6 protein-coding genes are annotated in these 7,871 nt (G+C 60.3%); 4 read left to right on the top strand and 2 right to left on the bottom strand.

Translation table 11 applies throughout. From position 1 onward, the window contains the following. Positions 1-74 precede the first annotated feature (74 nt). Positions 75-1,736 (bottom strand): SulP family inorganic anion transporter, encoded by a 1,662-nt coding sequence (locus IB246_RS04485; RefSeq protein WP_008038192.1) that lies wholly within the window; start codon positions 1,734-1,736, stop codon positions 75-77. Between the two features lie 1,107 nt (positions 1,737-2,843). After that, the gene (locus IB246_RS04490; RefSeq protein ID WP_008036815.1) at positions 2,844-4,124 is read right to left on the bottom strand and encodes an HAAAP family serine/threonine permease; all 1,281 of its coding nucleotides are present in this window, start codon (positions 4,122-4,124) and stop codon (positions 2,844-2,846) included. A gap of 374 nt (positions 4,125-4,498) precedes the next feature. On the opposite strand from IB246_RS04490, the gene IB246_RS04495 reads away from it, so the two are divergent. From IB246_RS04495 to IB246_RS04510, 4 genes are all read left to right on the top strand, one after another. Further along, complete coding sequence (locus IB246_RS04495; protein WP_008036811.1) at positions 4,499-4,882, top strand: tautomerase family protein; 384 nt, start codon at positions 4,499-4,501, stop codon at positions 4,880-4,882. A 29-nt stretch (positions 4,883-4,911) separates the two neighbouring features. Beyond that, the gene (locus IB246_RS04500; RefSeq protein ID WP_008036802.1) at positions 4,912-5,496 is read left to right on the top strand and encodes a TetR/AcrR family transcriptional regulator; all 585 of its coding nucleotides are present in this window, start codon (positions 4,912-4,914) and stop codon (positions 5,494-5,496) included. Positions 5,497-5,607: 111 nt separating this feature from the next. Continuing rightward, positions 5,608-6,573: a 2-hydroxyacid dehydrogenase gene (locus IB246_RS04505; RefSeq protein WP_008036794.1), complete on the top strand. Its 966-nt coding sequence runs from the start codon at positions 5,608-5,610 to the stop codon at positions 6,571-6,573. Between the two features lie 143 nt (positions 6,574-6,716). Continuing rightward, positions 6,717-7,784, top strand: coding sequence for a phosphotransferase family protein (locus IB246_RS04510; RefSeq protein ID WP_008036793.1), 1,068 nt, complete (start codon positions 6,717-6,719; stop codon positions 7,782-7,784). Positions 7,785-7,871: the final 87 nt, after the last annotated feature.

The raw sequence follows: 7,871 nt of genomic DNA on the forward strand, positions 1-7,871 counted from the left end.
TAGCGGTAGTACATTCATATCGATGTTGACTGATCCTCCGCTATCGCCGGCAAGCCGGTCTCGCTCCCACAGGGTTATGCGGATAGCTTAAGGGCTTGCTGGACGGCAACATCGACACTCAGGCCGCTGAGAATCACCTGCTCCAGTTCCTGCGCCGGCAACTTCGACAGCGCCGCTTTTGCCTGATGCTTGAGCCGCGCCAGGATCAGCAGTTTGTCCTCGGCACGCACCTGCAAAAAGAACGCTTCCAGCGCTTCGATGCTGGTGCCGTCCAGATCGGGCGACTCTTCGAGACTGAGGATAACCGTATGCACCGGCGGCTCCGCGTGCCTCGCCAGGCGCAATGCACCACCGAGAATGCGCTCCACATTGGCGAAAAACAGCGCCTCGCTGGGCCGCACGATCAGCACACCGGGGATTTCCTTCGCGTCGGGATGTCGTTGCAGGTCAATAAAATCGTGACCTCCGGCCATTTGCCCCAACACCTGGATGTCCGCCGACGACATCTGCTTGAGCATCAGCACCACGCTGATCGCCACTGCCAGCAGCAAGCCGTCCAGCACGCCCAGCACCAGCACTGCTGCCACCGCGCAAATCACCAGCAGGCGGTCGCGACGCCAGATGAAATACCGGCCCAACGGTTGCAGGCTCAAGCCACGGGCCAAGGCATGAATGACGATGGCAGCCAGCACCGGCTCGGGAGTCAGGGCGATCCACGGCAACACCGTCAGGACGATGAGCAGTACCACCCCGGCCGCCACAATCCCGGCCAGACGCGAACCGGCCCCCGCCGCTTCATTGGCCGATGTCGCAGAATAACCAGCGCCTGCGGGCATGCCATGAAACAGTCCCGATAAAAGATTGGCCGCACCGAGGGCCAGCAGATCGCGGTTGGAAGACACCCGGTCGCCGTGTTTGAGCGCAAACGAGCTGATCGAGCCGTAAGACTCGGCATACAGGATCATCACCATGGCGAACGCGAGTTCACCCAAGCGCAACCAGTCAGTGAACGGCAACACCGGGAGCTGCGGCACTTCGAGGCTCAGATCGATGACGCCGATCAGCTTGACCCCGTAGGCTGGCAGGTTCAGCCATTGGCCCGCCGCGATGCCGAGCGTCACCACCAGCAAACCGCCAGGCAAACGCCTGACCCGCGCGCACAGCCACAACACCAGCAACGCCACCGCCCCGACCAATGCCCCGACTTTATTCCACTGCGGCCACTGCTCCAGCAGTTGCGGCAGGAAACGGATCAGGTTGCCGGTGCTCAAGTGGACGTCGACGATGCTCGCCACTTGTTTGAGGATGATGGTCACGGCCAGCCCCACTGCAAAGCCGCGCAGCACCGGTTTGGCGATGAATGAGGTGACGCTGCCGAGCTTGAATAACCCGGCCAACAGGAAGAAACCTCCGGTCATCAGCACCAGGCCGATCGCCAGACTCATACGCAAGGCCGGATCGCCATTGGCCAGCGCGGCGGTGGCGGCAGCCAGAACGGCCGCTGACGACGAGGTCGCGGACACGATGGCGAACCGGCTGGTGCCGAACAGTCCGTAACACAGCAGCCCGGCAAACAAGGCAATCACCCCGGCCTGTGGCGGCAACGCGGCAATGCTGGAATAGGCGACCGCCTCGGGCAGCAACAACCCGGCAATCGACAGGCCGGCCAGTACATCCAGCCAACGGTCAGGTGTATCGGCACGGGGTTGCGCCGATGCGCCGGGGGTACGAGCCATGTAGCGTCTCCAGAGACGGCGCTTTACGGCGCGCCGATGCAGCCGCAGCTTAGCTGTTTATCCTTGGGGACAGGTGTTCTGGATCAGGTGCCATGCCATAAAAACGCTGGCCGTGTGTATATCCGTTTTTTTGGTAACGGCCGCTAATGGTTTCGCTTTTACAGCGAGTCACTTTGGAAAAGCCCCAAAGTAACCAAAGGGCATTTGCCCCTTTCGTTCGGTGCCTCGCTAAGGCTCGGCATGCCCTCGCTCCGGTCCTGCTCCGTGGGCCCGCCGCGATCGGCCATCCTTGGCCGTGCGCGGCTAACCCGGCATCCATGCCGGGTTGCCCACTGCGCAGAACCTCCACTCGGCCTCTCGAGGGGGCGACTACCGCCACAGCCGCCGAGGCGGCCTGAAAGCCGACCTGGCTCATTTTGTGTACGCGTTGTCCTTCTCTGATGCGCTCACTCATTCCGGACATGTACACCGATCCCCTGTAGGAGCCGGCTTGCTGGCGATGGCGGTGGGTCAGTCGACGAATTTATTGATTGGATGGACGCTATCGCCAGCAAGCCGGCTCCTACACGGGGATTGGGTTCACACGACTCAAAATTGTAGGAGCCAGCTTGCTGGCGATGGGCGTCAACGATAACGAGGGCTGTCTGAATGAACGCGTTGTCCAGACGATTTTCGCCGGCAAGCCGGCTCCTACAGGGAATTCCATGCGCTTTTGATTTCCACCACTCATCAGGCCGAGCGTTAGCTCGCCTTCCGCTTTTGATCTGAGCGCCCCCTCGAGAGGCCGAGCGCAGGTTCTGCGCAGTGGGCAACCCGGCATGGATGCCGGGTTAGCCGCCCCCGGCCATGGATGGCCGATGGCGGCGGGCCCACGGAGCAGGACCGGAGCGAGGGTATGGCGAGCATTAGCGAGCCACCGAACGAAAGGGGCAAGAGCGCTTGGTTACTTGGCGCTTCTCCAAGTGACTCGCCGTAAGGGCGAAACCATTAGCAGCCGTGACCGCAGCAACGGATATGCCCCCCCTCAAAAAACCAGCGCACAAAAAAAACGGCCAACCCGCAAAGCGGATCAGCCGTCATCTCAACCAATCAAGCAAACAACAACAATCAAGCGCTCAGCGAATAAATCAACGCCGAAATAGCCACCAAACCAACCGCCGTCACAAACACATTCGACGCTTGACCACGGAAACGTGCCATCGCCGGCACCTTGCGGATCGCATACATCGGCATCAGGAACAGAATCGCCGCAATGATCGGGCCACCGAGGGTCTCGATCATCCCCAGAATGCTCGGATTCAGCGTCGCCACAATCCAGCACACCACCAGCATGAACGCCGCGGTCATACGGTCCAGCGTCTTGGCTGCCGGACGCTTGCCACTCTTCACGATCAGGCCTTTCAGACCTTCACTGGCACCGATGTAATGCCCGAGGAACGACTTGGAAATCGCCACAAACGCAATCAACGGCGCCGCAAACGCGATGGTCGGGTTGCTGAAGTGGTTGGCCAGGTACGACAGGATCGACAGGTTCTGCGCCTTCGCTTCCGCCAGTTGCGCCGGCGACAGGGTCAGCACGCAACTGAACACGAAGAACAACACCATCACCACCATCAACACATGGGCGCGGGACAGAATCTGCGAGCTGCGCTCTTCCGCGTGGTCGCCGTAGCGACGCTTCTGGTCCACCGCGAACGCCGAGATGATCGGCGAGTGGTTGAACGAGAACACCATCACCGGGATCGCCAGCCACAAGGTGTGCAGCAGCGCCGACGGCTCAGGCAGCGTCGATGCCGTGGTGAGGATGCCGCCGTTCCAGTGCGGAATCAGGAACACCGCCAGAAACAGCAACGCCACGATGAACGGATACACCATCAGGCTCATCGCCTTGACGATCACCTGCTCGCCGCAACGCACCACCGCCAGCAGGCCGAGGATCAGCACAAACGACAGCACGGCGCGCGGTGGCGGCATGATGTGCAGTTGATGCTCAAGGAAACTGCCCACGGTGTTGGTCAGGGCCACGCTGTAAATCAGCAGGATCGGGAAGATCGCGAAGAAGTACAGCAAGGTGATCAGCGCACCGGCCTTGATGCCGAAATGCTCTTCCACCACTTCTGTGATGTCCGCGCCTTCACGACCGGACAACACGAAGCGGGTCAGGCCACGGTGCGCGTAAAACGTCATGGGGAACGCCAGCAGCGCCAGGACCAGCAACGGCCAGAAACCGCCCAGACCCGCATTGATCGGCAAAAACAGGGTGCCGGCCCCGATGGCCGTGCCAAACAGGCCGAGCATCCAGGTGGTGTCATGACGATTCCAGCCCTCAAGGCTGACAGGGTTCGCCGCTACATAGCGTTCGTTAACGCTATTGGCCTGATCATTCATCCGGTGGGATCTCCACATTCCGGTCAGTTGCTACCCGGCCAGGACGAGTCGGAAAAATCCGACAGGCAGCGCCCTGGCCGAAACAGGGGCGCGATTCTCCGGGATTAATGAACAGAAGCAAAGACTTAGCTGAGGAATGGTTGTGCGGATCAGCAAATCTGCAGCGAACACAACCCTGTAGGAGCTGGCTTGCCAGCGATGGCGGACGGAAGAAAACCGCAATATCCAAAATCTTTCGCCGGCAAGCCGGCTCCTACAATTTCGGTTGAGCCTCAATCACGCACAAACGCTTCATCGCCAAAGCCAGCTTCGACTTGATAAAGGTTTGCCATCATGTATTTTAAGTAAACCCGCATCCCTTCCGGAGACCTTCCATGCCACTGGTTCGCATCGACATCAAAAAGCATCAGGACCCCACCCACGCCAAACGCATCGGGCAGTTGATCTACGCCGCCATGCACAGCGCCATCGGCGTGCCGGAAAACGATAATTTCCAGATCCTCGCCGAACACGACGAGCAGCACTTCATCTTTGACCCGCAGTACCTGGGGATCGACCGCAGCGACAAACTGGTGGTGATTCAGATCACCCTGAGCGAAGGCCGCACCGTCGAGCAGAAAAAACTGCTCTATAAAACCATCGCCGAGAGCCTTAACGCTGAACTGGCGGTGCGCCTCGAGGACGTTTTCATTAATCTGGTCGAAGTGAAAAAAGAGAACTGGTCGTTCGGCAACGGAATTGCCCAGTACGCCCTCTGATCGCCATCCTTTATCTATGTGAGCCGCCAATGCCCCGTGTTTCCCGCAAACAAGCCGAACTCAACCGCGAGATTATCGTCGAGGCGGCCACGCGGCTGTTTCGCGAACGGGGCGTGCATGGCATCAGCGTCATCGACGTCATGGCGGCAGCAGGCCTGACCCATGGCGGTTTCTATGGGCATTTCGAGTCCAAGGAAGCCTTGGCCCAGGAGGCCAGTGGCCGCGCATTCCAGCAATCGGCAGACCGCTGGAAAGACTGGATCGCCGCCAATGAAGACAAGAACGCCGCTCGTCAGGCCTTGATCAAACCCTACCTGTCGGCAGCCAGCCGCGATAATCCGGGCGACAGCTGCCCGGTGACGGCGTTTGCCGGTGACATGTGCCACGAAGCCGCCGAAAGCGGCCTGCGCCAAACGTTCATGGAAGGTCTCGACTCGTTGCTCAACACGTTCGCCCCCCTGATGGACACTGGCGATGACGAACGCGATCGACAGCAGGCGCTGGTGCAGTTCTCCTTGATGGTCGGCGCCCTGACGCTGGCCCGCGCCACCCGTGGCGAACCATTGTCCGATGAGATTCTGGACGCGGCGCGCAGCTTTTTGACAGCGCCATAACCTCTCCCTCCTGTTCCGCTATGATCATCTGGTAGCGCTGCGACCTTGATCGTTGCCAATGCACTTTGAAGCCAGCAATCTCTAGGGATTTTCAAGTCACAGGAGCCCAGCATGCCCGCAACCGTTCTGGTACTGGTTGAAACAATCAATGATTACTTGCCGATTCTGGAGCATCAGGGGTTTCACCTGATTCTGGCACCGACCCCCGCCGAACGCGCCGAGGCCATTGCCACCCACGGCGCCCGGATCGATGCGGTCCTGACCCGTGGCCCGTTAGGTTTGTACGCTGACGAAATAGCCGCGCTGCCGGCGCTGAAGATCATTTGCGTGATCGGTGCCGGCTACGAACACGTCGACCTGCAAGCCGCCGCCGACCGGGGCCTGACCGTCACCAACGGCGCCGGCGTCAACGCGTCTTCGGTCGCCGACCATGCGATGGCGATGCTGCTCTCGCTGGTGCGTGATATCCCGCGCTGCGACGCCGCCGTAAGACGGGGCGAGTGGCCGAAGATCATGCGCCCTTCCCTCGCCGGCAAACGCCTGGGCATCCTCGGCCTCGGCGCCGTCGGCATGGCCATCGCCAGGCGCGCGGCCAACGGTTTCGACATGACGGTCAGCTACCACAACCGCCAGCATCGCAGCGATGTGCCGTACAGCTTCTGTTCGACACCGACCGAACTGGCCCGCGTCACGGATTTCCTGGTGGTGGCCACGCCCGGCGGAATCGGCACCCGAAACCTGATCAATCGCCCGGTGCTGGACGCGCTGGGTCCCAACGGTTTTCTCGTCAACATCGCTCGGGCCAGTGTCGTGGTAACCGCCGATCTGATCGGCGCACTGGAACAGCGACGCATTGCCGGCGCGGCACTGGATGTCTTCGACCACGAACCTCAGGTGCCTGAGGCCTTGAAAGTCTTGAGCAATGTCATCCTCACGCCGCACGTCGCGGGACTGTCTCCGGAAGCGACCCAGGGCACGGTCGAACTGGTCGGGCGCAACCTGATGGCGTTCTTTTCCGGTGAACCGGTGCTCACCCCAGTCGCCCTGCCAGCCAATGCGAATCAGGCAGCGCTGTGACAACATTCAAACAGGTGTATCAAAAGCAATGATTGCCCGGCAACACGCTCACCTATAAGGACTGATCGTGGTTGTCGGTGCCGGGTGTGCACATTAGATTAGCCAATAGTCTCAGGCCTCCAGAATAAGCAGAAGGGATAAGCATGGCGCTTACTGACCAGTCCACCCGTATCCGCTCCGGCGAAGAACTCGATGCCAGCCTGATCGATCCGTACCTCAAGGCCCACATTCCGGGCCTCAGCGGTTTGCCGCAAATCAGCCAGTTTCCCGGCGGTGCGTCGAACCTCACCTACCTGCTGGAATACCCCGAACAGGAATTTGTCCTGCGTCGGCCACCGTTTGGCCACAAGGCCAAGTCCGCCCACGACATGGGTCGCGAATTCCGCATCCTCAATCAACTGCGCGACGGTTTTCCGTACTGCCCCAAAGCCTACGTGCACTGCACTGACGAATCGGTAATCGGTGCCGAGTTCTATGTGATGGAACGGGTCAACGGGATCATCCTGCGCTCCGAACTGCCGCCGGAACTGGGCCTGGATTCGGCGAAAACCGAAGCCCTGTGCAAGAGCTTCATCGACAAGTTCGTTGAACTGCACCAGGTCGACTACAAGGCCTATGGCCTCGGTGATCTGGGCAAACCCGAAGGTTATGTGGCGCGGCAGATCAAAGGCTGGAGCGATCGCTACGAAAAAGCCCTGACCCCGGACGCCCCGCAATGGGACGTGGTCAAAGCCTGGCTCAACGACAAAATGCCGGCCGATCACCCGACCTCAAGCATCGTGCACAACGACTACCGCTTCGATAACGTGATCCTCGACCCGAACAACCCGATGCAGATCATCGGCGTACTCGATTGGGAACTCACCACCCTCGGCGATCCGCTGATGGACCTGGGCAACACCCTCGCCTACTGGATCGAAGCCGGCGACCCGGCCCCAGTACAAATGATGCGCCGCCAGCCGAGCCACGCCCCGGGCATGCTGACCCGCCGCGAGTTCGTCGATTACTACGCCCAACGCGCCGGCATCCAGATCGACAACTTCGACTTCTACTACACCTACGGCCTGTTTCGCCTGGCCGGCATCGTGCAGCAGATCTACTACCGCTTCTTCCATGGTCAGACCCAGGACAAACGCTTCGCGCAGTTCATTCACATGAACAAACTGCTGGAGCAGATGAGTTTGCAGGTCATCCAGAAATCCAGCCTCTGATACAACACACCACTTGTAGGAGCCAGCGATGCGGCGACCCGACTTGCCGGCGAATTGGACACTGCGGTGTATCTGTAATACCTGTCT

Origin of the sequence: Pseudomonas sp. PDM01, assembly GCF_014852325.1 — a bacterium.
Taxonomy (GTDB): domain Bacteria; phylum Pseudomonadota; class Gammaproteobacteria; order Pseudomonadales; family Pseudomonadaceae; genus Aquipseudomonas; species Aquipseudomonas migulae.